The sequence below is a fragment of the Mycobacterium sp. ABE4_509 genome (assembly GCF_056160785.1).
Map to the genome: position 1 here is coordinate 45,683 of NZ_JBSWXU010000001.1, position 24,779 is coordinate 70,461.

29 protein-coding genes and 1 pseudogene are annotated in these 24,779 nt (G+C 66.0%); 7 read left to right on the forward strand and 23 right to left on the reverse strand.

Features of this window, described 5'->3' with window-relative positions; all coding sequences use genetic code 11:
* Positions 1–4: 4 nt before the first annotated feature.
* Both ACXAID_RS00230 and ACXAID_RS00235 read right to left on the reverse strand, forming a co-directional pair.
* Positions 5–994, reverse strand: a complete 990-nt coding sequence (locus tag ACXAID_RS00230; protein WP_475020163.1) for a TIGR03617 family F420-dependent LLM class oxidoreductase — start codon at positions 992–994, stop codon at positions 5–7.
* A gap of 9 nt (positions 995–1,003) precedes the next feature.
* Positions 1,004–2,119, reverse strand: a complete 1,116-nt coding sequence (locus tag ACXAID_RS00235) for an Rv3169 family protein (protein WP_475020164.1) — start codon at positions 2,117–2,119, stop codon at positions 1,004–1,006.
* Between the two features lie 51 nt (positions 2,120–2,170).
* On the opposite strand from ACXAID_RS00235, the gene ACXAID_RS00240 reads away from it, so the two are divergent.
* Together ACXAID_RS00240 and ACXAID_RS00245 are read left to right on the forward strand one after the other, a co-directional pair.
* Positions 2,171–2,788 (forward strand): TetR-like C-terminal domain-containing protein, encoded by a 618-nt coding sequence (locus ACXAID_RS00240; RefSeq protein ID WP_475020247.1) that lies wholly within the window; start codon positions 2,171–2,173, stop codon positions 2,786–2,788.
* A 46-nt stretch (positions 2,789–2,834) separates the two neighbouring features.
* Complete coding sequence (locus ACXAID_RS00245; RefSeq protein ID WP_475020165.1) at positions 2,835–3,515, forward strand: DsbA family oxidoreductase; 681 nt, start codon at positions 2,835–2,837, stop codon at positions 3,513–3,515.
* Positions 3,516–4,160: 645 nt separating this feature from the next.
* Here ACXAID_RS00245 and ACXAID_RS00250 read toward each other — a convergent pair.
* Complete coding sequence (locus tag ACXAID_RS00250) at positions 4,161–4,460, reverse strand: hypothetical protein (protein ID WP_475020166.1); 300 nt, start codon at positions 4,458–4,460, stop codon at positions 4,161–4,163.
* Positions 4,461–4,566: 106 nt separating this feature from the next.
* Between ACXAID_RS00250 and ACXAID_RS00255 the strand changes: the two genes are divergently transcribed.
* Together ACXAID_RS00255 and ACXAID_RS00260 are read left to right on the forward strand one after the other, a co-directional pair.
* A complete protein-coding gene (locus ACXAID_RS00255; RefSeq protein WP_475020167.1) occupies positions 4,567–6,228 on the forward strand; it encodes a chitinase in 1,662 nt (553 codons plus the stop codon).
* 136 nt (positions 6,229–6,364) lie between these two features.
* Entirely contained in the window at positions 6,365–6,889 is a 525-nt protein-coding gene (locus ACXAID_RS00260) for a nitroreductase/quinone reductase family protein (RefSeq protein WP_475020168.1), read from the forward strand.
* Positions 6,890–7,018: 129 nt separating this feature from the next.
* Here ACXAID_RS00260 and ACXAID_RS00265 read toward each other — a convergent pair whose 3' ends face one another.
* From ACXAID_RS00265 to ACXAID_RS00325, 13 genes and pseudogenes are all read right to left on the reverse strand, one after another.
* Positions 7,019–7,747, reverse strand: coding sequence for a cutinase family protein (locus ACXAID_RS00265; protein ID WP_475020169.1), 729 nt, complete (start codon positions 7,745–7,747; stop codon positions 7,019–7,021).
* 213 nt (positions 7,748–7,960) lie between these two features.
* Complete coding sequence (locus ACXAID_RS00270; RefSeq protein WP_475020170.1) at positions 7,961–8,407, reverse strand: hypothetical protein; 447 nt, start codon at positions 8,405–8,407, stop codon at positions 7,961–7,963.
* 584 nt (positions 8,408–8,991) lie between these two features.
* Entirely contained in the window at positions 8,992–9,417 is a 426-nt protein-coding gene (locus tag ACXAID_RS00275; protein WP_475020171.1) for a PIN domain-containing protein, read from the reverse strand.
* Positions 9,408–9,614: a DUF2191 domain-containing protein gene (locus tag ACXAID_RS00280; protein ID WP_475020172.1), complete on the reverse strand. Its 207-nt coding sequence runs from the start codon at positions 9,612–9,614 to the stop codon at positions 9,408–9,410. The genes ACXAID_RS00275 and ACXAID_RS00280 overlap by 10 nt, the downstream gene beginning before the upstream one ends.
* 197 nt (positions 9,615–9,811) lie before the next feature.
* Positions 9,812–10,123 carry a type II toxin-antitoxin system PemK/MazF family toxin gene (locus ACXAID_RS00285; protein WP_475020173.1) on the reverse strand — a complete coding sequence of 104 codons (312 nt, stop codon included), beginning with the start codon at positions 10,121–10,123 and terminating at the stop codon, positions 9,812–9,814.
* A complete protein-coding gene (locus ACXAID_RS00290; protein WP_475020174.1) occupies positions 10,113–10,346 on the reverse strand; it encodes a hypothetical protein in 234 nt (77 codons plus the stop codon). The genes ACXAID_RS00285 and ACXAID_RS00290 overlap by 11 nt, the downstream gene beginning before the upstream one ends.
* Positions 10,347–10,695: 349 nt before the next feature.
* Positions 10,696–11,046 (reverse strand): type II toxin-antitoxin system PemK/MazF family toxin, encoded by a 351-nt coding sequence (locus ACXAID_RS00295; RefSeq protein WP_475020175.1) that lies wholly within the window; start codon positions 11,044–11,046, stop codon positions 10,696–10,698.
* Positions 11,028–11,261 (reverse strand): hypothetical protein, encoded by a 234-nt coding sequence (locus ACXAID_RS00300; protein ID WP_475020176.1) that lies wholly within the window; start codon positions 11,259–11,261, stop codon positions 11,028–11,030. The genes ACXAID_RS00295 and ACXAID_RS00300 overlap by 19 nt, the downstream gene beginning before the upstream one ends.
* A gap of 226 nt (positions 11,262–11,487) precedes the next feature.
* Positions 11,488–11,610, reverse strand: a pseudogene (locus ACXAID_RS00305) (type II toxin-antitoxin system VapC family toxin); the annotation flags it as partial.
* Positions 11,607–11,864 carry a ribbon-helix-helix domain-containing protein gene (locus tag ACXAID_RS00310; RefSeq protein ID WP_475020177.1) on the reverse strand — a complete coding sequence of 86 codons (258 nt, stop codon included), beginning with the start codon at positions 11,862–11,864 and terminating at the stop codon, positions 11,607–11,609. The pseudogene ACXAID_RS00305 and the gene ACXAID_RS00310, both read right to left, overlap by 4 nt.
* 246 nt (positions 11,865–12,110) lie before the next feature.
* A complete protein-coding gene (locus ACXAID_RS00315) occupies positions 12,111–12,497 on the reverse strand; it encodes a hypothetical protein (protein ID WP_475020178.1) in 387 nt (128 codons plus the stop codon).
* A 598-nt stretch (positions 12,498–13,095) separates the two neighbouring features.
* Positions 13,096–13,332, reverse strand: coding sequence for a type II toxin-antitoxin system Phd/YefM family antitoxin (locus ACXAID_RS00320; RefSeq protein ID WP_475020179.1), 237 nt, complete (start codon positions 13,330–13,332; stop codon positions 13,096–13,098).
* A gap of 164 nt (positions 13,333–13,496) precedes the next feature.
* A complete protein-coding gene (locus ACXAID_RS00325) occupies positions 13,497–14,099 on the reverse strand; it encodes an LGFP repeat-containing protein (RefSeq protein WP_475020180.1) in 603 nt (200 codons plus the stop codon).
* Between the two features lie 234 nt (positions 14,100–14,333).
* On the opposite strand from ACXAID_RS00325, the gene ACXAID_RS00330 reads away from it, so the two are divergent.
* Positions 14,334–14,555 carry a DUF167 domain-containing protein gene (locus tag ACXAID_RS00330; protein WP_475020248.1) on the forward strand — a complete coding sequence of 74 codons (222 nt, stop codon included), beginning with the start codon at positions 14,334–14,336 and terminating at the stop codon, positions 14,553–14,555.
* Positions 14,556–14,566: 11 nt separating this feature from the next.
* Here ACXAID_RS00330 and ACXAID_RS00335 read toward each other — a convergent pair whose 3' ends face one another.
* The gene (locus ACXAID_RS00335; RefSeq protein ID WP_475020181.1) at positions 14,567–15,214 is read right to left on the reverse strand and encodes a TIGR03086 family metal-binding protein; all 648 of its coding nucleotides are present in this window, start codon (positions 15,212–15,214) and stop codon (positions 14,567–14,569) included.
* Positions 15,215–15,277: 63 nt separating this feature from the next.
* On the opposite strand from ACXAID_RS00335, the gene ACXAID_RS00340 reads away from it, so the two are divergent.
* Positions 15,278–16,225 carry a helix-turn-helix transcriptional regulator gene (locus ACXAID_RS00340; RefSeq protein WP_475020182.1) on the forward strand — a complete coding sequence of 316 codons (948 nt, stop codon included), beginning with the start codon at positions 15,278–15,280 and terminating at the stop codon, positions 16,223–16,225.
* An 18-nt stretch (positions 16,226–16,243) separates the two neighbouring features.
* Here the strand turns inward: ACXAID_RS00340 and ACXAID_RS00345 are convergent, their stop codons facing one another.
* On the reverse strand, positions 16,244–16,789 hold the full coding sequence (locus tag ACXAID_RS00345) for a pyridoxamine 5'-phosphate oxidase family protein (protein ID WP_475020183.1): 546 nt from the start codon (positions 16,787–16,789) through the stop codon (positions 16,244–16,246).
* A gap of 123 nt (positions 16,790–16,912) precedes the next feature.
* On the opposite strand from ACXAID_RS00345, the gene ACXAID_RS00350 reads away from it, so the two are divergent.
* Positions 16,913–18,607, forward strand: coding sequence for a GMC family oxidoreductase (locus ACXAID_RS00350; protein ID WP_475020249.1), 1,695 nt, complete (start codon positions 16,913–16,915; stop codon positions 18,605–18,607).
* A gap of 23 nt (positions 18,608–18,630) precedes the next feature.
* Here ACXAID_RS00350 and ACXAID_RS00355 read toward each other — a convergent pair whose 3' ends face one another.
* The 5 genes from ACXAID_RS00355 to ACXAID_RS00375 form a co-directional block, all read right to left on the reverse strand.
* Positions 18,631–20,049 carry an APC family permease gene (locus tag ACXAID_RS00355; RefSeq protein ID WP_475020184.1) on the reverse strand — a complete coding sequence of 473 codons (1,419 nt, stop codon included), beginning with the start codon at positions 20,047–20,049 and terminating at the stop codon, positions 18,631–18,633.
* A 138-nt stretch (positions 20,050–20,187) separates the two neighbouring features.
* Entirely contained in the window at positions 20,188–20,829 is a 642-nt protein-coding gene (gene otnC / locus ACXAID_RS00360) for a 3-oxo-tetronate 4-phosphate decarboxylase (RefSeq protein ID WP_475020185.1), read from the reverse strand.
* A complete protein-coding gene (otnK, locus tag ACXAID_RS00365; protein ID WP_475020186.1) occupies positions 20,826–22,070 on the reverse strand; it encodes a 3-oxo-tetronate kinase in 1,245 nt (414 codons plus the stop codon). The genes otnC and otnK overlap by 4 nt, the downstream gene beginning before the upstream one ends.
* On the reverse strand, positions 22,067–23,890 hold the full coding sequence (locus tag ACXAID_RS00370) for a dipeptide ABC transporter ATP-binding protein (RefSeq protein WP_475020187.1): 1,824 nt from the start codon (positions 23,888–23,890) through the stop codon (positions 22,067–22,069). The genes otnK and ACXAID_RS00370 overlap by 4 nt, the downstream gene beginning before the upstream one ends.
* Positions 23,887–24,762, reverse strand: coding sequence for an ABC transporter permease (locus tag ACXAID_RS00375; protein ID WP_475020188.1), 876 nt, complete (start codon positions 24,760–24,762; stop codon positions 23,887–23,889). Before ACXAID_RS00375 ends, ACXAID_RS00370 begins: the two co-directional genes overlap by 4 nt.
* Positions 24,763–24,779: the final 17 nt, after the last annotated feature.

Sequence of the window (24,779 nt, forward strand, 5' to 3'; positions counted from 1 at the left end):
CTCGTCAGCTCAGCGCGTCCACGATCTCGGTGAGTGCCCCGAGTTCGATGGGTCCGGGTTGGTACAGGCAGATCCGGTCCGACACGCCGTCGACCCGGTCGCGGATGTGGGTCGCGATCTCGGCCGGGGTCCCGCATGCGGCGATGGTGTGCAGGATGTCGTCGTCGATCAGTGTGGCCATCTCCTGCCAACGGCCCTGTTTGGACATCGCGTTGAGCTCCGGCTGCAGCTCCCCCCAGCCGTGGGCATCGAGCACCGGCCGGTAAGCGGGCGTGGAACCGTAGAACGCCAACAGCATTCGCGTGGAGGCGTGGTCGTCGTCGCGTCCGGTGGCGACCGACACGATGATCTCGGGAACCACCGCGAAATCGGCTTCGCTGCGTCCGGCCGCGGCCAGGCCCTCGCGGACCGCCGGAAGCGTCGTCTCGTGCAGGAAACGCTTCGAGCCGAACGGCATCACCAGCAGGCCGTCGGCAACCTCCGCCGTCGCGCGGGTCAACCGGGGCCCCAGCGCCCCGAGATAGATGGGCGGCGGGCCGAACGGGTTGGGGCCGGGGTTGAACGTCGGCGTCATCAAGGTGTGCCGGAAGTACTCGCCGCGGAAGTCCAGCCGGGCGCCGTCGTTCCACGCCGCGAAGATGGCCCGCAGCGCCCCGACCATCTCCTTCATCCGGGCGACCGGGCGGTCGAAACCGGTGCCGTAGTGCTTCTCGATCTGGGCGCGCACCTGGGTGCCGAGTCCGAGGATGAACCGGCCGTCGGTCAGCAGCTGCAGATCGTTGGCCTGGTGGGCCAGATGAATCGGATTGCGGGGGAATGCGATCGCCACGTTGGACATGATGTCGAGACCGGTGACCGTCGAGGCCAGCACCAGCGGTGTGAACACGTCATGGGGACCTTCGAAGGTGAACACACCCGAGGCCCCGGCCTCGCGCAGCGCGGCCGCCCGTTCGGCGGCGTCGGTGGGCCCGAACAACGCTGTCATGATCTTCATCGGCTGCGCCTACTCCGCGACGTCGGTCCAGTCGGAGAAACCCGACGGATGGTGTGGCCCGAGAACACCGTGCTCGAACAGTCCGGCACCCGCACAGGTGCGTCCGTCGGCTTCGGTGCACACCGCCTTGCCCACGTGGTCGATCAGGCTGAACGGCGCTCTGGCCATCACGGCGGGGTCGGTCAGGTCGAAGCTGACCCGCTCGGTGAACGGACCTTCCTTCCACGTGCCGTGCGCCCAGGACGAGTCACCGCCGTAGCCTGAGCCGAAGGCGATGGGGGCGAACAGTTTCGACTCGACATCGAGCTGAATGTGGTCCCCGGCACGGTTCATGAACTCGACGTGGGCGCCGTGCGGGATTCTGGTTCCGGAGGTGTAGTGGATCGTGGCGCGCACTCCGTCGAGTTGTTCCACGGTGCCGTCGCGCCAGCGGCGGGTGCAGTCGTAGAGGCTGCGGTGGCCGTCGGGATCCTCCTGCAGGATCAGGAACAGCTGGTAGTCCTCGAACGCCAGCGGCAGGTACAGCCACCACATCCCGCGGAACGCGGTATCCGGGCGTCCTGCCGGTTCCGCCTCACCGATGGGCCGGATGCCCCAGGACCGGTCGCGGCTGGCCACGCTGGTGTCGTGGTCGACGGCCAGCCGCTCACCGTCCACCTCGATCCAGCCCCGCCAGCTGCCGACCTGGGCGAAACGCGACGCCTGCAGCGTCACCCGCCGGTCGGTCAGCATCTCGTGCGGCCGTTCCATAGCGGCCGGGAACAGCCCGCGCCAGGTGAGGTCGGCGGAGATCCCCTCGGTCTCGGCGACCGTCAGGTGCAACTCCTGCAGCGGCTCGACGACGTCGAGACGATAGCCGTTGACGTTCTGATGCAGTCGGTCGTCGTCGAGGGCGTCGCTGAACCGGACGGCGGTCTGGGTGTCACCACGGCGGACGACGAAGTACGCGTCCTTGACTCCCAGCCGGGGGTAGTAGCCGATTCCGGTGAGCACCATGAAGCGTCCGTCCCGATCGAGCACATTGAAGTACGACCGGTCGTAGAAGTTGCGATCCGAGGTCGCCGGGGAGCTGATCGGGGCCGGCGTCTGGTGGATGGGGTACTCGTCGAGCGGGCTGAGGTGCACGAGCTCTCCGTTCAAATACGATACGAAGCGTATTGGAATTACACTGCGACCATGACAGCAGATCGCCGCACCGATGGCAAGGATGCTGCACGCCCGTCACCGGGGCGGCCCCGCGATGGCCGGATCGACGCCGCGATCATCGCGGCGACCCGGGAGTTGATCCTGCAGACCGGTTACTCCGCGCTGTCGCTGTCGGCGATCGCCGCGCACGCCGGCACGACCACGGCCGCCATCTATCGCCGGTGGTCGGGCAAGGCCCACCTGGTCCATGAAGCGGTGCTGCCCGACGCGGCGATCCCGACGCCCGTCGGGTCCGGAGAGGTCCGGCAGGACATTCACGCGTTGGTCGAGACCACCCGGGCGATGTTCGACCGGCCGGAGGCGCGGGTCGCCCTGCCGGGCCTGATCGCCGACACGGTTGCCGACCCTGCGCTGCACAGCATGATGATCGCCCGCCTCACCGCGAACCTGGCGGCCTTCGAAACCCGCTTCGGGCAGGGGCGCCGCGGCGACGAGGAGTTGCCGATGCTCGCCGAAGTCGTTGCGGGCACGGCGATCTTCCGCATCCTGATCCGCCAGGACGCCGCCCTCGACGATGCCTGGGTGGAGGCGATGACCGAGATGATCGCCGAGCGTTGGCCATCGGCGGCTGAACCGTCGCCCTGGTGATCGGCAACCTGCTGATCATCGACGCAGCGCTGCGATACCGTCGGGAATGTCGTCGACCAAGCCCCTTGTCATCGGCTTCCACTTCGATGTGATGTGCCCGTGGGCCTATCAGACCTCGAAGTGGATCCGGACGGTACGGGAGAGTGTGCCGCTGCGCATCGACTGGAGATTCTTCTCGCTCGAAGAGATCAATCGCGAGGACGGTAAGAAGCACCCGTGGGAACGGGACTGGTCCTACGGCTGGGGCATGATGCGCGTCGCGGCGATGCTGCGCCGGTCGTCCATGGATGACTGCGACCGTTTCTACGAGGCGGCCGGGCGGGCGCTACACGAGCAGGCGCGCAAACCGCACCGCCCGGAGGTCGCCGCCGAGATCTGCGCCGACCTGGGTCTGGATCCGGCCGTCGTGCAGGCGGCCGTCGACGACCCGACGACTCACGACGACGTGAAGGCCGACCATGACGCGGTCGTCGCGCACGGCGGCTTCGGCGTGCCCACGCTGGTGTTCCCCGGCGATCGCCACGTGTACGGACCCGTGGTCGCACCCGCACCGACCGGTCGCGACGCGCTGGATCTGTGGGATCTGACGCTGGCCTACAGCAGGGTGCCCTACGTCTACGAGCTCAAGACTCCCAAGACCGACGCCGACTTGACCCACATCGCCGACGTGTTCCGTCCCTACCTGGAAGCCCGCGACTGGGAGAGCCGGGAAAAGCCCGCGCCGTGACTACCCGGTGGGTGGCCGGCCTCGTTTCCGGGCGAAGCAGGATCCAGACGTGCCGGCTATCGGTTGTCGCGTGGTCGGCGAGGCGATCGGGTCCGGCGGGCGCTGCAGGTGCCGGCGAATGTTGCGAAGCCAACACTTCGAGGGTGTGTCTGCTCAATATTTTTGGGTTTCTTCGAGAAGGCCCCAATTCTTAGCCTTCGCAGGTTGTTTCGTGAGGTCACAGCCGCGGTGGCGCGCCCTGTGCGTTTCTGGCCGGCATTCAGCGTTCCGGGGTCGTGTCGGTCGAGCAGTCTGGCGCTTGCATCTCCGATGGCTGCGAGAGCGCCTGCATCAACACCACCGCCCGCGCGCGGCTGAAGCGCGTTGAGGGGCTCAAGATGATTGCTAATTGGTGTGCTGGCGTGTGTTTTTCAGTTCGGGTGCGGATGTCGTGAACGTGTTCACCGGTGTTTGTCGGCGGCGGTGCGCCGCGGCCAGTCTGGTCGACAAGGATGCCCTCGACTGCCGGTTGATCAGCCTCATCGCGCCATCATTCCTCCCGCCGCGGACGTCGGCTAACGCCGGTCGTCGCGCTAGACACGCCCTAGCCCTGCTGCTAGACCAAGATCAACGAAGGTTGGCTGCGGCGGTGCCACTGGCTCCCGCCTACTGGTTGGGTGGAGGTCGAATGGTCGTGCCGAACAGTGTTGGTCGGGCCGGAGGACTGGCGGTGGCTCTGGGAATCGGAGCGGCGGTGATGGCAGGAGGCGCCGTCGCGACGGCCGATGATGCCGCCGGGTCTTCCTCGGGATCGTCCAGCTCGTCGGCCGAATCGACATCGGCCAGGCACGGCTCCTCGGCGGAACGCAGTCCGGCCTCGAATTCACGTCGTCCCGGTTCCCGGTCGAACGCGGGACCGAACTCGGGTTCGCGCCGTACGTCTGCCGAGGCAACAGGTTCCGACACCAGCGAGTCCTCGACACGGACGCCAGATGAGGACGGCGCGGCGTCGGAGGGCGAGGATGCGTCGACAGTTGATGAGCAGGAGCTGTCGCTTCTCGATGTGGAGGATGTGTCGACCGCTGATCCGCAGGACGTGTCCGCTGAGGCCGATGCGGTGTCGGAGGCCGAGGAGGTGACGCTGCCCGACGAGATGGCGGCGGATGCGGTGTCCGAGGCCGAGGACGTGTCGCTGCCCGATGCGATCGAGGCATCGGTCGAGAAGCGCTCGATGTCGGCAACACAGGACGATGCATCGGGGGAGTCTACGGCCCGTCACCAGCAGAAGGATCCCAACCCCATCACGGTGGAGCCGGTGGATCCGACCGAGGAGGACGGCATCGTCACGGGTCAGTTGGTGGCCACCGACGCCAGGGACGTCCCGCTGGTCTACAACGTGATATCCAGCAAGGGCGGAACCGTTGATCTCGACGAACAAACCGGTGAATTCACCTTCGAGTCGGACGGCGGACCGACCCAGGAGTTCACCGCGCTGGTCAGTGAGTGGACGGAGTTCGACGAGCAGCTGGCGCAGTTGCCGCTGGTAGGCGGATGGCTCTCGCAGCTCGTGCTGTCACTGCAGCAGATCCCGTTGTTGCGACGCGTTCTCGCGCCCGCCATCGGATACTCGCAGATCGTCCACGTCAACACCGATATCGACGACGAACTCGGGAACGACGACGATGATGACGCCGAGTTCTCACCGTATGTGGATTTCACCGCCTACCCGCAGTTCGATTACGCGTCGGCGATCACCGACGGTGGCATCACGCATTTCACGCTCGCGTTCATCACCGCAACATCCACGACCGACGACACTCCGTCTTGGGGCGGGTACTACAGCCTCGACTCTGACTGGGCGACAACGGCAATAGACACCATCACCGACGCCGGTGCGGAGGCGACGATCTCGTTCGGCGGGGCGACCGCATTCGCTGAGAGCACCGATCTGGCGCAGATCATCACCGACGTCGACGACCTGGCCGATGCCTACCAAGAAGTCATGGACGCGTACGGGATCTACGACATCGACTTCGATATCGAGGGAAACAACACCTTCGACATCAGCAGCACCGAGGACACTGCCGACCAGGAGGTCATCGATCGCCGCTCGGCGGCGATCGCCCAGGTGCAGCAGGAGGAAGCCGAGAACGGCAACACGGTCACGGTCTCCTTCACGCTCCCGGTCGAGCCGTACGGTCTCCCGGACGAGGACGGCTACAACGTCCTCTACGTCATCGAGAGTGCGGTCGCGGCAGGGGTGGATATCGACACGGTCAACATCATGGTCTTCGACTACTACGACAGCACCTATGACAACGTCGACATGGCCACGCTCGCAGAAGACGCAGCAGCAGCCGTCGAGCAGCAGCTCTACGACTACTACCAAACCACCGACGACCCGAAGACCGAAGACGAGATATGGGCGATGATCAACCTGACGGTCGAGATCGGTGTCGACGACGAAGGAGTCACCACGACGCTCGATGACGCTCAGACCCTCGTTACCTACGTCGAAGATTATGGTCTGGCCGGGATTTCGATGTGGAGCGCGAACCGTGACCAGGAATGCTCGGGTTCCAACACCGACGTCACGTCGAACTGCAGTGGCGTTGACCAGGCCCAATGGGAGTACTCATCGATCTTCGAGGCGCTCAACAGCAGCGAGGGCGCAGCGGCATCACAACACGAGCTGGGATCACCGCGCAGCCCGGTCGGGCCGCGGGAACCGTGAGGGCGTGCTTCCCTCCGGGGTGAGGCTCCGGAGTGGGCCCTTGGTCTCGACCTTCACCCCGGTGACCACGCAATCTCCAGGCAATCTCCACTGGAACTCCAAGCCCGGGGGCATCGGCACTGCCACGGTGGTCCGCATGAACGAACACACCCGCGTTGTCCCGACCCCCCGGCCGCGCCGTCACATGACTCGAATCCAGCGAGCAGTGGAGGCCATCGCGAGATCGTCGGTCGGCTACTGGTATGTGCAGAACGTCGGGCCGCGGATCGACCCGCGACTACTGCGCCTCACCGGCGGCCGGGTGAGCAGCTTGTACCCGTACCCGGTCATGCTGCTCACGACCGTCGGCGCGAAAACCGGACTGCCTCGAACGTTACCGCTGGCGTACATCGTCGACGGTGACTCACTCATCGTCATCGCCTCCAACTACGGCAAGTCCAGCCACCCCGCGTGGTATCGGAACCTGCTTGCCAATCCCGAGGTCGAGGTTCTTGCCGGCGCACACAGCGGCAGGTACACCGCCGCCGAGGTCACCGACCCCGCCGAGCGGGAACGGGTGTGGGACCTCGTGGTGGACTTTTCCGCCGGATACAGCGACTACGAGGTACGCGCGGGCAACCGGAAGATCCCGACGGTCCGACTACAACGGATTGCCGGCTGAGTTGTCCACCACCGCAACGTCATCCACCATTGCCGCCTGCACGGCGATGGCCCAAAAGCGCAGACCAGACAGCGTTGGCCAAGTACCAATTTCGTCACTATGACGAAATATCTTGGGGTAGTGGCCGAATCAGGGGAGTGGGAGCGGTGGCCCGGGTGGCGGCGGCGCGGGCAGTCGGCTGACGGCGAAGGCGGCTCCAGTGCCGACCATCCCGTTTCGGGCGTACTGGCCGTGTGCGTCGGGATCGAACGGGCCGGCGGGCACGATGGAGCAGATCACGTCGCCGGGCGCGCACAGCTCAAGCAGTCTCGGGGCATACACCGGGCTGACGCCAACCTCGCCGGCCTTGTACTTGGCCAGCGACGGGCCGTTGGGCTTACCGAAGAGCACGATCGCCGCGACATGATCGCCGACGTCGGCCGGCAGCGGCATCGGTGCCGATTCCGGTGCCAGGTCGCCCGGCAGGACACCGGATGTGGCGAATGCGCCGACCATCGCGCCCTGCGAGTAACCGCCGATGATCATCTGTGTATGCGGGCACACGGACACCACGCCGCGGACGTGGTCGAGGACGTCGCGGACACCGTCGAGGATGTTCAGCGTGAAGCCCGCGCCGAAGAAGTCGTTACTCGCCGGATAGTTGACACCGTGCACGCCGACGGTGCGTGGAAACGCCTGAGTGCGCAGCGAGTCGACGAAGGCCTGTCCGATGGTGCCGACACCGGGCGGCTCCGACGTGCCTCGCGCGAAGGCCACGCCGATGTCCGGGCATGGTTGCGCCGATGCCTGAGGGCTCGAGAAGCTCCATGCCGCGAGCGTCATGGCGATCGCCACGAACACGGACCAGGTGACTCGCATCCTTCTGTTCAGAGATGCCCCCTGAAATCACCTGCCGGAGACGACGCCGACTGTTCCCTCGAACCGACAGCGTAGTCACCGGTGCTCGCCGCTATGCCCAAACTCGAGGATTGATGGATCGGGACAACACCACCCGACCACCATTGCGTCACAGTGACGGTTCGTGCACGGTGTGGCCGGGGGGAGTCGGCTGTCCAAGGGGTGTTTCGGGGCCTAGGTGTGAGTACCGGCTCGAGCGGTGTCGCATGCGCGTTGGGCCTGCGCTTTGTCGTCGAAGGCTTGGTCGACCCCCGGCCCCTCTGCGAACCATTCCCCGGTGTCGAGCTGTCCCACGAAGTACGCACCGGACCTGTACAGACCGGGTCGGACACGCTTCCACGCCATCGGCCCTGCGGTCGTTCGCAGCCACGACGTGAGCGTGCGGACGGCGCCGCGGTCCTCCCCGGCGATGACTGCGATCGGTGTGGCCTCGGCGCCGTCGTCAGACACCGCGTACGTCGTCATCAGCCAGCCCAGATCGCCCTCGTCCGTTTCGACGACCACGATCCGGTTGCCGACACGCACCGCGTCAGGGTGCCGGACATCGTCTCCGGAGCACCACGCATCACCCAGGCCGCCGCTGGTCCGGATGGCCGCGCGAACAATGTCGGCGGCGCTCATGTCCCTGCCACCGTAGGGGCATGGCATCTGCGACTAGTTGCTGCGGACCACAGATAGGGTTCGTGATGAGTTCGGTGCACGTGTCGATCCCAACGCCGGCGAAGTAGGTATCGTCCCACTTCTTCATGATCGGATTCGAGCCAGCAGCGTGATCCTCGGTCGCCGGAGTTGGGGCAGGGCCGCAGCTGCCAATTCGTCACAGTGACGTTATGGGGCGGCTCGGCCGGGGGGCGGCGGGTGGTGCCGGACTCTGCTGTGCCAGGCAGTCGCAGAACCGGTCATCGCCGAATCGGCCTCGCGTTGCGGGTTCGCCGGTCGAATGAGCCCAGGTGCATGGGCGAAGACCTGGGGGCAGGTGGCACTGTCGGATAGTTCTCGAACGCGGGCGAGAAGCCAGACAACGCGGGGGTTTTCTCGGGTTTCTCTCAACTAGTCCGGATCGGACAATAACCGCCGGTAGACGTCTTGCGGCAGGCACGCCTACCGTTGCGATATGCCGATAAGCTACATTATGTCAACTAAAGTACTTCACACTGCACTGCGTACCGATGGGTTTCAACTCCACCGCCACACCCTGCCCTGACCTAACTGATAGTGCCCCTGTCCAACGCCCACCGATGCTGGAAGGGCAATACCTCGGCAGCGATCTCGAAATCAGCGTCGTAGTGCAGCAGTGTCACCTCATGGGCGTTGGCAAGGGTGGCGATCAGGAGGTCGGCCATGCCAACGGCACGATGACGACCGGTGCCGGCCAGCGATCGCTGGGCATCCAATGCCGCCTGCCAGTGTTCATCGTTGGTCGACAGGTACTCGTATGCGAGGCGGCGATCTGACCATATCTGCGCGTAGTCCTCGGCGGTCCGGGCGCTGTAGAGCGCCTCGGCATCGAGCTGAGCGGTGGTTGCGACCAATCCGGCCTCGATAAGCGGAGCAAGCCGATCGGCGACCTCATGGTTTGTCATCCGTGCTGCGGCGCTGGTGTCGATGAGATACCGCGCTACTAGCGCCACACGTCACCTCGTCTACCAGGGTCAGCCAGCTCCCCCATGCCGCCAGACTTCAACCATGCGATCTGGCGAGCACGTGCAGACGCCGCTGCAGCCTGCTGCAACGCGATGCGGACGGTATCTGATACGCCGGACGTCTTAAGTTCCTTTTGCGCGGCGGCCAACAGGTCGTCATCGAGGTCAATCAAACGCTTGGTCATCTCGCCACCCTCACGTATATACGAAAACATGATCGAGTATATACTCGCGCGTCCTCGGTCGGCTACCCCAGCCGTGAACGTAGAATATGCAGCAATCGAATATGCAGGGTTACCAGCAACTGACATCGTATTGCGTTGGCTACCAGTGGTTTCAATCTTTTGCCGGACTGTGCGGCATTGGGGCGATCACTCATCGCTCATAGGTCGAGGACCACCCGAAGGGCCGCGTCGACACGGCGCATCTCGTCGAAGGTCAGGAACCCGACGCTCATGCCGAGTCGGCCCGGGTCAACCGCTGCGGCCTGCTCCGCAAGCACCCTGGTGTTGGTGCCGCCGATGTCAACCTCGGGTCGGAAGCTGGCGGCACGAGCCGATGTGGACGTTGGTGCCACCAGCCAGGTGGACAACGGCAACTGATCTGACTGCACGACTACGGCGTATCGGGTACCGGACTGCTCGTGGCCGCGGCTCCCCCGCGCGGCGTTCAACCGAAAGACCTCACCACGCACGCAGCGTCTCCATGTCGCGTAGAACCTGCATGGCCTCAGCGCGGTCGGATTCGTCCTGGGCTAGCCTTTCGGCCTCGGCTCGAATCGCCGCGCCGGCCTTCCGTCGTGCGGCGTCGATAATTGCAGATCGAACGGCCGCGGACACCGCCGTGCCGTCTTTGGTCAAGACCTCGAGCGCTCTCGATGCGTCGTCGTCCGGCCGGAAAGTAATCGTGTCAGCCACGGCAACAGTGTACGACATTCTGTAAGACAGCCATAGGGCCAGGCGAGCGCCGTGCCCGCCCGATAGCGGCCACCTCGATAGCGACTGCCCTCCGGCCGCCCGCATGGCCCGGTAGCAAACATAACGCGCGCATCTGAACCGTCTTGGGCGTCGCAGGCAGTAACTCTGCCACAACTTGCACATCAGGGACTAGGCACGCACCTGCGAACTCGCGACCCCGTTCGGCCCAGGAGCAATACGACCGAATCGAATATGGCGGGTTACCACTAAACTACGCCGTTTCCGGTTGTGCTCCAATAGTTTTGAAAATCCTCCTCCACCACTGGGGGTTTGTTCCGGTGGCGGTGTGTCATAGATCGAGGACAAACCGCAGCGCTTCGTCGACGGCCTGCATCTGGTCTGGGCCGATTATCGCCTGCCGGGATGACAGCCGTTCGACCGAGACCACTCGGAGTTGATCGCAGCGTGCGTATGAGGTGTGGTCGAGCCCGCTGTCCTCTGGCTCCAGCTCGACATGGCTTCGCAGCCCATAGCTGACGGTCGTGACCGGGACGACAACCACTAGCCCGCCCGGTCCGTTGTTGAGAATGTCGACTGACACCACGACAGCTGGGCGTCGAAAGGCCGGCTCATGTCCGACCGGCTGGCCGAGATCGACGTAGTAGACCTCCCCCCGCCAGATCAAGCCAGGGCGTCCCATTCCTGACGCTCGGCCATGTACTGCTCCCACAGTTCGGGATTGCCGCGCAGCCGCTGGTAATCGCCGTTTAGTCCTCGGAGGAACTCCTGGCGTTCCAGAGCGTCGATCGCTGCGTGCACGACGTCGATGACGGCGGTCTGACGAGCCTTGGCCAGTGATTGGAGCCGCTCAGAATCGGGACGGCGGACTCGGACAGTGGTGGTTTCTGCTGCCATGAAGTTAGTGTAGACGAAATGTAGACCAGCGGCTGGTTGTGGACCGCCGGTTGAAATCCAGCAAACGATTGAGCGTGCTCGGGGGTTGGGACCCTAGTGTGATCCCATCTCCGTGCGGGCCTACTTCAGTTCGTCGACTCGGCCATGATCGAGAGGCGATCAGCCTTGGCGAGTCGGCCGAATCGTCAGGTCCCCGATTTCGACGTCGTCGGGTTGGCGCCGATGGCTTCGATCTCGACACCACACTGATCGCTAAAGGCCCCTCCTCTCGAGCTTGGACGAGCCAATTTCGTGCCGCGTCCAAGCCGCGAAGGTGGGCGATGAGGATGTCCGAGTCGACCAGGATCACGAGGTGCGGCGCCACATTCGGTCGAGGTGCTCCTCGCGGCCGCCGGGACGGTGATCAGGTGGTTCCTCATCACTAAGGGCGCCGAACGACTCTTCAATCGCATTCAGGTCAGATTCGAGATTGTCGTCGGAGTTGTCGAGAGCCGTGCCCAGCAGTTGGCGGATGAGCTCGGCACGCGCAACGCCCTGTTGCTCGGCCAACTTGTCGAGATTGGCCGCCTGATCCTCATCGAGGTAGATGTTGGTGCGCTTCATACACCAGACCATCCACCACATTCAACCTAGGGGTAGCGCCCCATCGCTACCCCTCAGCAAAGCTACCCATCGGTGAACCACTCCCGATCATCCCGATCGCAGTCCCCGGAGCCCATACCGCCAACCATCGGATGCCCCCGCCACTCACCGTGCGCTCCGCAGCGGTAGGAATACGGCGGAATCGAATATGGCGGTCTACCAGCAACTTACGCCATGTTCAAAGGTGGATCTGTTATCGAGGATCGGCTAGTTGGTCTGGCCCCGGCCACGAGCCACAAGACCTTCGGACACGGCAAACCCAAAATGAAGGACAGTCATTATCCCCGCTGGAATCTCCGCCTCCATGGGAGCGAAGGCGTCGCGCCAGAAGACGATGTTTGCCGTCCCTAGAACAAGATGAACGGCGAAGGCAACGAGATTCCAGAACCTCAATTCCTTCAGGGTTGTGGACACCCTGATGAAGACTATTCCAACTATTCCCGCCAATGCGAACGCCTCGAACATACCGATGGCGCCGAGTGGCTGTTCATGCAGTAGCTTCAACACCCCGTTGCCCGTATACCGGCCAACGAGCGTCATGCCGGCCATGAGAAACCCTGCGACCAGCAGGAACCATCCATTGATGAGAAGCACTCTCCGCTGCATTGCGGGTATCCTCTCCCAGTCGCATGGCCGAGCATGTCCCGAATCGCGTGGATTTTCAGTGGCGATCCACCACCATTCTATCCCGCGGTACCGACAGGCTCGGCGTCAGCGGTTGTGTTGATTGCATATTGTGTTGGTGCCCAGCGCTTTTCGGCGTCGAACGTCTTCCCTATCGATGATGCGGGTGTGTGACTGGGTGTAGTTCCAGTCGCGGGATTCCTGCGAAGTCGGCGGGGTTGCACGTGTACAGCGGCACCGCATGTGCGATTGCGCTGGCCGCGATGAGAGCGTCGTGCGCGCGCAGCCGGCTTGCGTCCCGAGGCGCGCAGCGCCGCCGCTACGGCCCCAAACGCCCGGGCGCAATCTCCATCGAACGGCAGGACGTCGAAGTCCGCCTCGGCCTGCTGTAGGTGCTGTTGCCGGGCACTGCGCTCCACATCGTCGTTGGCGACGTGTGGACCTAAGGACAGCTCGGCCAGCGAAATCGCACTGAGCACCGATTCATCGGGAAGCTCGGCCGGGTCGGATATCTGACCCAAGAGGACCACCGTGGAGGTATCCAGCATCCCCCGAGTCCGGGTTTGCCTCACAGCAACGGGTCGATGAGGTCGTCGATGTCGCGCCGGAGAGCATCCAGGTTCACCGGCGGAAAATTCTTGCGGCGACGAATCAGTTCGGCAGGTCCTGCGCTGGAACGAGGCAGTGGCCATAGTTCAGCAACGGGTGTGCCGTCCCGAGTAATGACGATGCGCTCGCCATGCTCGACACGGCGCAGAACGTCCCCTCCACTGTTGCGCAGTTCGCGCACCGTGACTGTATCCACCTTCGCAATGTATTACCGGTGAGACAACAATGCGGCGGGCTTGAACCGCGCCGTGTGGGCCCCTCTCCCTGTCGGCGATGCGGGTGGGTCACTGCAGCGGGGCGCACCGGGAAACGTTCAGAGTTGTCGGCACTGCCAATAGCCAACTCGAGCGACTCTGCCGCCTACAGGCCGGACGGTACGACGTTGCCGTTGACCGTCACCTCGACCTCGCCGGTCTTCGGGTCGAACGTGATCTTGCCATGCTCGAACGTCGTCACCAGCAGGTCGCCGACGAGATCCTCATCGCTGGTCGGTACGCCCAGCGGGCCTGGCGAGCCGTTCTTGCCCGCAATGTCGGGAATGCCGTCCGGATTGCGTTCGACATTCCAGGCCTCCCGGATCTTGCCCCAGGTGATGTATGCAGGTGTGCCCGGCCCGTCATTCTTGGCGACGATCACGCCGCCCTGGAACTGTTGGAACACGACGCCGCTCTCGCGGGTCCCTGCGTTGTGGCTACCGGTCAGCGGTTTGCCGAGCGCCTGCTTCTGACCGTCGGTTGCCGTTGAGTACTTCGCGGCGATCGGGCCGGTGAGCGTCACCTCGACGTCCCGCTCCCCGATCAGCTTCACCTCGGTAGGTGGTGCCGGCACCTCGGAGGTCGCGATCAACCCGACCTGTGGCGGCATCGACGCATCCACGGTCGAGTCATTGCTGCACCCCACGGTTGTCAGCGCGACCGTGGCCAGGCCGACGATTGCCGGGGAACAGTATTTCTTCGCACGCATTGGGCTTCCTCTCACGCCTCGAGTCGCGGCAAGATCCTCGCGGGTCCGGACTTAGCTCAACGACCAACCTACGGGATGTCGGCAACGGCGGACTCTGCAGTATCCGAGTGCCTGTTCCACCGGTCCGGGCCTCGGGGCCCACGCTGGTGGCTATCGATGTCGGCGTAACCGGCCAAGTCGACAACTGCCGTGTCATCGCGCGGCGCTGCGCACCCGCATGACAGAGTCGAGTGCATCGATATCGTCGCCAAGGTCAAGCCGGGAAGCCGCAAGGGGCCCCTCGTCGAAGTCGGTGCCGATGGTCAACTGACCATCTACGTCCGCGAGCGTGCCGTCGACGGTAAGGCCAACTCCGCGGTGATCCGGGTGCTGGCTGAGCACCTCGGTGTCCCGCGCGGCAGTGTGGAACTGGTCGCCGGTGCCACCGCCCGGATCAAACGCTTTCGGGTGAGCTGACCACCCGGCCGTCAGGGCCGGCAGCGCGGATCCCGGCCGTTCCAGGCGACGAGGCGGTCGATGGCGGCGGCGTCCTCGGGGATCGGAACGGCTTCGGCGAACGGGACGGCGACCTCGTCGAGGCCCATCGCGGCCGTGATCTGCTCGTAGAGAGCTCGACGGTTCTCTGCCGGGAGGATCTGGCGTGCGCCGAGCGCCGCGGCGACGACGGTGTCGTCCCAGTCGGGCTGCTGACCGGTCGCGGTCGCAAGGTCCCAGGTGTGGACGGTGAGCTCGGAGAAATAGGTCGCCAGCACCTCGGCGCCGGTGCCTTCGATCCACGGCAGCGCCATGGGTCGTTCGAGTACGGCGGGATCGCTCCAGGCATCCGCGGCTCGTCTGCCCGACTCGGCCCACGCATCGGGCCAGCCATCGTCGGCGACTGGGGTCTCGGTGACTGCGAAGGGATCTTCGCCGTTGCCGAGCGCGGCGATTCGGTCGAGTGCGCCGATCAGGTGGGCCAGCAGTGCTCGCACGTTCATGTGTGTGCACGGTGTCGGGTCCGTGAGCTGGCCCGGCCGAACACCGGCGATGACGGCCCCGCCGGTGGCGATGGCGCGGTCGAGGATGGGCCGGGGGTCCGCGAGGTGGTCGGTGGTGGAGCTGGTCGGAGTCGTCATGTCGCCATTGTGCCGAGCTAAACCGGTCATCTAGTGGCCGGTTTGATGTGGGAGTCTTGTCGGGTGCGAGCCGACCGACTGGTGGCCATCCTGCTGCTGCTGCAACAGCGCGAACAGGTCACGGCAACGGAAGTCGCCCTGGAGTTGGAAGTCTCCGAGCGCACCGCCCGCCGCGACCTCGAATCGCTGAGCGTCGCCGGGGTGCCCGTGTACTCGATGCAGGGCCGAGGGGGCGGGTGGCGCCTGCTGGGCGGCGCTCGCACCGACCTCTCGGGGCTGACCGCGAGCGAGGCTCGCGCCCTGTTCCTGGTGGCCGGGCCGGCGTCGACGGCGACTCCGGGTGTGAAGGCCGCGCTACGCAAGCTCGTGCGCGCGCTGCCCGAGCCCCTCCGGGAGCAGGCCCAGGCAGCCGGGACGTCAGTCGTCGTCGACCCGCGACAGTGGGGATCAGGCCAGCCCGAACCCCGGCCACCCCGGTTTCTCGGCGAGATTCAAGACGCGGTGATCGGCGGTGTCCAGATACGGCTCGGCTACGTCGACCGCAACGGCTCCGAGACCGAGCGGACCGTCCACCCGCTGGGCGTCGTCGTCAAGGGCCCGGCGTGGTACCTCGTCTCCGACACAGACGCCGGTCGGCGAACCTTCCGGATCGACCGTGTGTCGTCGGTCGAGTCAACCGGCGATCCTGTCCGACGGCCCGACGGATTAGACCTCGCCGAGAGCTGGCGGGCGATCGCCGAGGAGGTCGACCGAAAGCGCACTCCCCTCGAAGCGCAGGCGGTGTGCGCTCCCGACGGGCTCGGCCTGCTCCGGATGCTGCTCGGGGGCCGCCTCGAAGTCGGCGGTCCGACGCCCGACGGCCGCATCGAGATCGTGATCCGCGGTCACGACGAGTACGCCCTGGCATGCGAACTCGCCGGGCTCATCGAATGGCTCGAGATCACCGGCCCGCAGAGTGTGCGCGACCACCTCGCCGCGATCGGCGGTGCGCTTGTCGCGCGGTACCGCTGAGCCGGGCGCAGGCGATGATCAGGGCAGTCCCGGCAATCCGTCGAGACTGACCGCGTTGCGCTCGGCCCAGTACTCCTCGAGCCCCTCCGGGCCCTTCTTGTCGGCGAACAGGTCGAGCAGGTCACGATCGGCGACGTAGTCCATCTGCGGCACCGCATAGCCGCACGAGTCGGCGATCCGGTCGACGTCGACGACGATGACCGATCGGGTGCTCGAATGCCGCGGGAATCGCTGCACGAGGTCGGCGAACTCGGGGTCACCGGGCATCACCACCCGACCACGGCCATGCAGCCGAACAATCTGCGGTCGTCCGTCGAACGCCATGAACATCAGCACGATTCGGCCGTTCTCGCGTAGATGGGCGATCGTCTCCACACCGCTGCCGGTGAGATCGAGATACGCCACCGCCGCCGGCCCCAGCACTGCGAATGTTCCGCGCCCACCCTTCGGCGAGGTGTTGATCAACCCGTCGCCGGCCAGCGGCGCGGTGGCAACGACGAACATCGGCTGCTCGGACAGCCAGGCAGCCATCCGATCGTCGATCTGGTCGTGGACCTTGCCCATCAGCCAAAGCTACAACACCACCGGGGCTGCCAGGAGAGCATGCAGAAGACGCCGCAACCGCACGCCGCGAAGTCTTAGTCTCGGCCGACACGCATCTGACGCCATGGAGGAACGATTTCGGAACTGACCCCCGTCGCCGAGTTCGACTTCGTCATCGTGGGAGCAGGCAGTGCCGGTTGCCTGCTCGCCAACCGGCTCAGCGCCAACCCCGATCACCGGGTGCTGTTGATCGAGGCCGGCGGCAAGGACAACTGGTTCTGGATCAAGGTGCCGGTGGGCTACCTGTTCACCATCGCCAACCCCCGCACCGACTGGTGCTTCACGACCGAGGCCGACGCGGGTCTCGCCGGCCGCAGCATTCACTACGCGCGGGGCCGCGTGATCGGCGGCAGTTCGTCGATCAACGCCATGATCCATATGCGCGGACAAGCCTCCGACTACGACCTGTGGGCCCAGGCCACCGGTGACGACCGATGGCGTTGGGGTGAGCCGGACGGTGCCGGCGAGACACTGTCGATCTACAAGAAGCTGGAAGACTACTTCGGCGGAGCCGACGACTGGCACGGCGCCGGCGGTGAGATCCCGGTCGAGCGGCCGCGGGTGCGCTGGAAGATCCTGGACGCCTGGCAGGCCGCCGCCGCCCAGGTGGGCATCGCCCCGATCGACGAGTTCAACCGGGGAGACAACGCCGGCAGTGCGTACTTTCACGTCAACCAACGGCGTGGCCGGCGCTGGTCGATGGCCGATGCCTTCCTGCATCCCGTCGCCCACCGGCCCAATCTCACCGTCTACACCGACACCCGGGCCCTGCGGCTGCTGACGGACGATCGGGTCGGTGAGCATCAGCGTCGCGGCGCCTGGACGACGGCCGCGCACCACGTCACCGGCGTTCAGCTGCTCAAAGACGGCCGAATCGTCGACGTCCGGGCCCGCAGGGAGGTGATCCTGAGCGCCGGAGCGATCGGGTCGCCGCAACTCATGCAGGCCTCGGGTCTGGGCCCGGCCGACCTGCTGAGCAGGCATCACGTCCCGGTGACCGTCGACCTGCCGGGAGTGGGTGAGAACCTCCAGGACCACCTGCAGCTGAGGACGGTCTACCGGGTGCGGGGCGCCCGGACCGTCAACACGTTGTACCGCAACTGGATCACCCGCGCGGGCATGGGATTTCAGTATCTGTTGCTGCGATCAGGACCCATGACGATGCCGCCCTCCACGCTGGGGGCCTTCGCCAAGAGCGACCCCACGCTGGCCAGTCCCGATTTGGAATGGCACGTGCAGCCCCTGTCGTTGACCAAGTTCGGCGAACCTCTGCACCTGTTCGCGGCGATCACCCCCTCGGTGTGCAATCTGCGACCCAGCTCGCGTGGCCATGTCCGCATAGCGAGCGCAGATCCGCTGACCGACCCGAAGATCATCTGCAACTACCTGTCCACCGAGGCCGATCGCCACGCCGCCGTACGCGGCCTGCGGATGACCCGGCAGATCATGGCGGCGCCGTCGCTGGCCCGTTACCACCCCGAAGAGATGCTTCCCGGCCCGCACCTGGTGAGTGACGAAGACCTGCAGCAGGCGGCCCGTGAACTCGGCACAACCATCTTTCATCCGGTGGGCACCTGCGCGATGGGAGCCTTCGACACCCGGGGCCTGCCGCGGTCGTCCGCCACGGTGCTCGACACCGACTGTCGCGCCTACCGCGTCGCGGGTCTTCGCGTCGCGGATGCTTCGGCGATGCCCACCATCACTTCCGGGAACACCAACGCGCCAGTCATGCTGATCGCAGAGCGCACAGCGCGGGCCATCCTGGGATCAGTCGGTTGACAGCGCGCCGTCGACCCCCGAGGTCATCTTGGCTCGCCCACAGTGAAATCCCGGCGGCCGATCCGGGCGAAGACGGCGGGTCTTCTGGCTCGGTAGAACAGGGCGAGTGACACCCCGCTGAGGCCACTGCCCCATACGATGGCCTGCAGGACGAGCGCGAATGCGCCGGATCCGCCGGTGAGTGTCGAGAAGTTCACGATCCCCAGGACCAGCAGGACACCCATCGCCGCCAGGGATATTGCAGGAGCCACGACAGCTACCCAGATGCTGACCGAATGGGCCCCACGGCGACGCCTGAAGTAGACCAGCACCGCGAGGCTGACGAGGGCGAACAAGAGGAGGTAGCCGTAGCCACCTGTGCCGCCCAACTGACCGTAGATCAGCGAAGGGTCCCCGCCGGTCAGCACAATTGGCAGCACCCCGAGCAGGTAAAGCAGGCCGGCGGCGAGCGAGGCTTTGTGCGGCGAGTTGTGCTCTGGATGCACGCTACCCAGCTGTTTGGGCAGGACCCGGTCGACTCCTAGCGAGTAGACGTAACGCGTCAGGATGCTGTAGATCGAAACCGAGGCCGCAAAGATCGACGTCAAAAGCAGGACATTGGCGACGTCGACCAACCAGCTGCCGGCAGATGCCCCCAGCGCCGTGGCGAACATGCCGACCGGGTCGGAGGAGGCCAATTCGGCGGCCCTGTCCGCGCCGAAGTAGGAGACGATCCCCCACGATGCGACGCAGTAGAAGATCCCGACGAACCCGACCACCAACAGCGTGGCCCTGCCGATAGTACGGGCGGGATCCTTGACCTCCTCGCGGAACGCGGCCGTCCCCTCGAAGCCGTTGAAGAACAGGATCGAGAACAGCAGCCCCAGGCCCCAGGACGCGCCGGTCAGCGACGGCCAGGTGAAGGGCTCCACAGACACCCCGCCGGTCTGCGACACCCGGCCGCCGCCGAATATCGCCAGGTCGAAGATGAGTACCACGGTGACCTCGAGCGCCATCGCCACGAGCAGCACCTTGGCCGACACCTCGACGTGCTGATAGCCGAAGATGCCCACCAGGACCAGAAGCATCAGCGTGTACCAGTACCAGCTGATGTCTGGGCCGCTGAGTTCACCGACGACGAAATGGGATGCAGCAACACCGAAGAAGATGAACGACGACAATCCGAGGAACACGTAGACCGCGATGGCCACGAAGCCTGCGCCCAGCCCCGCCACGCGCCCCAGACTCGCCGCGACATAGGAGTAGAAGGCACCGGGATTGGGCATATGGTGCCCCATCGCGAGGAAACCCACCGCGAACATGGCGACCAGTACGCCCGCGACGAGCATCATCGCGGGCGCGGCAGGGCCGCCGTACGCAATCAAGATGACGAGCCATCCCGCCACCGTGACGAGCGGCGATACGAACGCCATCACCAAGGCGAACAGGCGGAAGGTGCCCATCGAACCGTTCAGGCCGCGTCCGTCTCCACGCGCGGCGCAGAACGCATCGGGGCGGCCAGCTGCGTTTCGGCTCAGCGATGGCGTTCTTGCACGGGAAAGCACCCCCACAAGATGACATGCCGTAGCTTGCGACGCGCACTATGGCGTTGGTGGAAAGCGGCGACGCAGATCCGCCACGGCCTCCTCCCCCAGGTATTTCGCCTGACGACCCGCCAGCAGCAGGTACAGGCGCGCGGTCTCCTCGATCTCTTCGGCGGCGTCGACTGCGCCGTCGAGCGACGTCCCCGCCGTCAGCGACCCGTGGTTGCGCATCAGCAGTGAGCGTGAGCGTTGCGACCCGCGCTGGACCTGGCTCTCGAGTTGCGCGCTGCCCGGCGGCGCGTAGTCGATCAACTGCAGTCGGCCGACGCGCATCACGAAGTAGGGCGTGATCGGCGGCAGAGCGTCGTCGGGAGGCAATCCCGGCAGACACGAGACGGCAACCGCGTGGGTCGAGTGCAGATGGGCTACCGCTCGACAGGTGGGATGGTGGCGGTAGAGAGCCTGGTGTAGGACGAGTTCCTTCGACGGCTGGTCACCGGCGCGGTGTTCCCCGTCGATCGAGGTCACGGCGAGCCGCTCGGGGTCGAGCCGGCCCAGGCAGGCGTTGGTGGGCGTGACCATGATTTCGTCGTCGGTCCGGACACTGAGGTTTCCGGTCCGGCCCGGGGTCAGGCCGCGGTCGTACAGCGCAGCGCCGAGCGCTACCAGCTGCCTCCGGGTCGCGTCGTCGAACGTCATGCTTCAGCTGCTCCCAGCGCGTCACCGAAGAAGGACGGCCCACCGAAATTGCCCGACTTGAAGGCGACGGCGAGCGGGCGATCGTCGGCCACCAGCCAGGGAACGCCGACGCTGATGTCCGGTCCGATCTGCGCTGAGCGCAGCGCTAGCGCCGCGGCCACCGCGCCGGAGGTTTCGCCGCCGGCGACGATGAGTCTTCGCACGCCGAGCTGGGTGAGCTCGAGCCCGATGCGGCCCATGGTCTCTTCGATCCGACGTGAGATCTGCGCTGTCGTCCCCACCGCGTCGCGGTCGGTGGTGATCAGCAGTGGGCCGCGAGCAAGGCAGCTGACGGCGAAATCGCGTGACCGTCGGATGGCGGGGTCTGTCTCGATGAGGTCGTCGATCCCCAGGACCAGCGTCGGCCCGCCGAACTGCTGAACCTGGTGACGCGTTGCACTTGACAGGCTGCCGGCCAGGATCGCAGTGGACCCGGGCGGCGGCACCGGTCGCGGGTACCGCACCGACGGGCGGTGGCCGGTGCGAGCATGGGCGGCGGCAGCGAATGCCGCACCGAATACCGCGCCGCCGGCGGCGAGCCGGTCGGCAGCGGTGGCGTGCGCGACGGTATCGAGGTCGGTGTCGCGGACGGCGTCGGCGATCACGTGGTGGCACCCAGCGGCGCGCTCGCTGATCGCGGCCAGGCACGCGGTAACCGCGGCCGTGCCCGCATCAACACTGGGCAGCGTCAAGAGCGCGACGCCGCGGCACGTCTGCGCACCGAGCACGCGCCGCAACTGCGGGTCGCGCATCGGATTGAGCGGATGGTCGCGCATCGAAGACTCGCTGAGCAACGTGTCACCGACGAACAGGTGGCCGCGGTAGACGGTTCGTCCATTCGCCGGGTAGGCCGGGCAGTGCACGACGCGCGCGGCGCCGGTCAGGTCGGCGAGCGCGTCGGCAATCGGCCCAATGTTGCCGTCGGCCGTCGAGTCGAACGTGCTGCAGTACTTGGAGAACAACTGTTCGGCCCCCACAGCCCGAAGCGCCTGGGCTGCCCGGAGCGCTGCGGTGCGTGCCTGGGGCGCGGGAACACTGCGGATCTTGCATGCCACCACGATCGCGTCCCCGCCGCCGCAGACCGCGGCGCTGTCGAAAGCAAGCCGGGTGTCGAATCCGCGTCCGGCGAGGGTGCTGGCGAGGTCGGCGGCGCCGGTGATGTCGTCGGCGATGAAGCCGATCGGGCGTACCGCTGCTCTCATCTGGCCGCGACCGCGTCGGCGAAGCGCGGCAGGTCAGCGAGCAGCTGCTGGGTGTAGCGGTGCCGCGGTGCGGTCATCACCTGCTCCACCGGCCCGGTCTCCGCGACGCGACCCTGCTCCAATACCAGTATGTCCTGCGCGATGCTACGCACGACGGCGACGTTGTGGGTGATGAACACCATCGTCAAGCCGCGCTCGAGCTGCAGTTGGCGCAGCTGCTCGATGAGCAAGGCTTGCACGGAAACGTCCAGCGCAGATGTGATTTCGTCACAGATCAGCAGTTCAGGGTCCACGATCAATGCCCGGGCCACTGCGACTCGTTGCCGTTCGCCGCCGGAGAGCTGCTCAGGCATCCGGCGGGCGAGATCTGCTCCGAGGGCCACCTGTTCGAGCACCTCGCCGACCTGGCGGCGCCGCTCGGCGCGTGACATCCGATCGAAGAACCGCAACGGCTCGGCGACGTTCTCGCCCACCGTCAGACGTGGGTTCAGCGAGGCGTACGGGTTCTGGAAGATGTACTGGATTCGCCGCCGTTCCTGCGGCCGCCGGTGCCGCACTTTTGGATCCAGCGGCTGTCCACCGAAGGAGACCGGACCTTGCCATGCGGTGTGCAGACCCACGAGACAGCGTGCCAGCGTCGTCTTACCCGAACCGGACTCGCCGACGATACCCAGACAGTTGCCAGCGGCAACGCTGAACCGGACGTCGTGCAATGTCGGTTTGGTGCCGTACCACGCCGACAGCCCGGCTACCTCGAGAACGCCGCTGGCGGCCGCGCCGGGCGGGCTCGTCGCAGGCATTCGGGAGGGCGACCCCGTTGGGGCGGGCGTAGGCACGGCCATCGGGTGATAGCAGCGGGCAAGGTGGCCCGGCCCCACCAGCCCAAGCGGCGGCTGCGACTCGCGGCACTGCGTTGTCGAGATCGAGCAGCGACTCTCGAACGCACAACCCGCCGGCCACTGGCCCGGTCGTGGGGGCCGACCTTCGATGCCGACGAGCAACCCGGGTCGTTCGGGTGTCGGTGCGGCGCGCAACAGCCCGGCCGTGTACGGGTGGCGGGCTGCGCCGAAGACAGCCGACGCCGACGCGTGCTCGACCAGCCGCCCCGCATACATCACGGCGACGTCGTCGGCGATCTCAGCAACGACCGGCAGGTCGTGGCTGACGTATACCGCGCTGACGTCGTGCGCCGTGGTGAGTTGTCGGATCGTCTCCAGGATGTGGCGCTGTGTCGTGACGTCCAGGCCGGTCGTCGGCTCGTCGAGCACAACGAGTCTGGGTCGGCATGCGAACGCCATCGCGATCGCGACCCGCTGAGCCTGGCCGCCCGATACCTGGTGCGGGTAGCTGTGCAGAAGTTGGCGGGTGGCAGGCAGTCGCACCTCTTCGAGCAAGGCGGCGACACGGTCCTGCACGGACTCTGCACTGTCCGCCTCGGCGTGGATACGCAGTGCCTCGCCCAGCTGGTAGCCGAGGGTCAACGCCGGGTTCAGGCCGCTGGCCGGGTCCTGCGGGACGTAGGAGACGAGCTGACCGCGTGCCTTGCGCAGCGCAGTGTCGGACAGCTCGAGCACGCTCGCTCCGGCGATGTCGATCGTCCCTGCGGCAATGGTCAACCCGCGCCGCGCATAGCCCAACAGCGACAGCGCGACGGTGCTCTTGCCGGAGCCGGATTCGCCGACAAGGCCCATGACTTTCGCGGCGCCGAGCGCGAAGGTGACGTCGCGGACCACCGGCGTCTTCGACCGGCTCAGTACCACGTCGAGGCCGTCGACGCGCAGCCGCGGGTAGGCGCGGGCCGGAGCAATGTCTGAATTCACTGGGGTTCCTCGGTCGTGATGGCGCCCGTATCGAGCATCGCGTCCTCGGCACGCATCTCACCGAGGTTGGCGCGTGCGATCGCGTCGGCAAAGGTGTTGGTCCCGACGGCGAGAAGCGCGAGCAGGGCCGCGGGAGCCAGCACACCCCATGCGTTCTGGGCCAGCCCGATCCGGTTCTCGTTGACCATCACGCCCCAGTCGGGCGCGGGTGGCGGTGAGCCGAAACCGAGGAAGCTCAGGCCGGCGATGAGCACAATGGAGTAGCTGAGCCGCAGCCCCAGTTCCACCATGAGCGGTGTGGTGAGGTTCGGCAGCACATGGCGTCTCAACACGGTGTGCGTCGGTACACCCCACACTGCCACGGCCTTGACGAAGTCTTGCTCGCAGACAGACTGAGCACTGCCGTGGATGACGCGTGCGGTTTGTGGTGCCTGCGAAAGGCCCGCCGCCAGGATCACGATCCACCATTGCGGCCCGACGAGGCTGAGTAGCAGCAGTGCGAAGACCAGCTGCGGAATCGCGAGCACCACGTCGACGCCGCGCATCAGCAGGCTTTCTGCCACTCCCCGCCGGTATGCCGCCAGGACGCCGATCAGGGCACCCGAGCCGACCGTGATGGCGGTGGCTGCGAAGGCCAGCAGCATCAGATACCAGCCGCCGTGCAACACCCGGTCGAGGACACTGCGGCCGAGCACATCGGTTCCGAGGCGACCGGCGCTGCCACCTGAGCCGGAGAACGGCGGTGCCGCGAACTCGGTCGGCGATCCGCCGGTGAGCGGACCGAGGAACGCGATCACCAGCACGAGCAGAGCCAGAGCGGCGCCGACAGCTCCGCGCCGAGTGCGCAGTGCTGTTCCCAGGACCCGGGCCACGGCGCCGGAACCTTTCG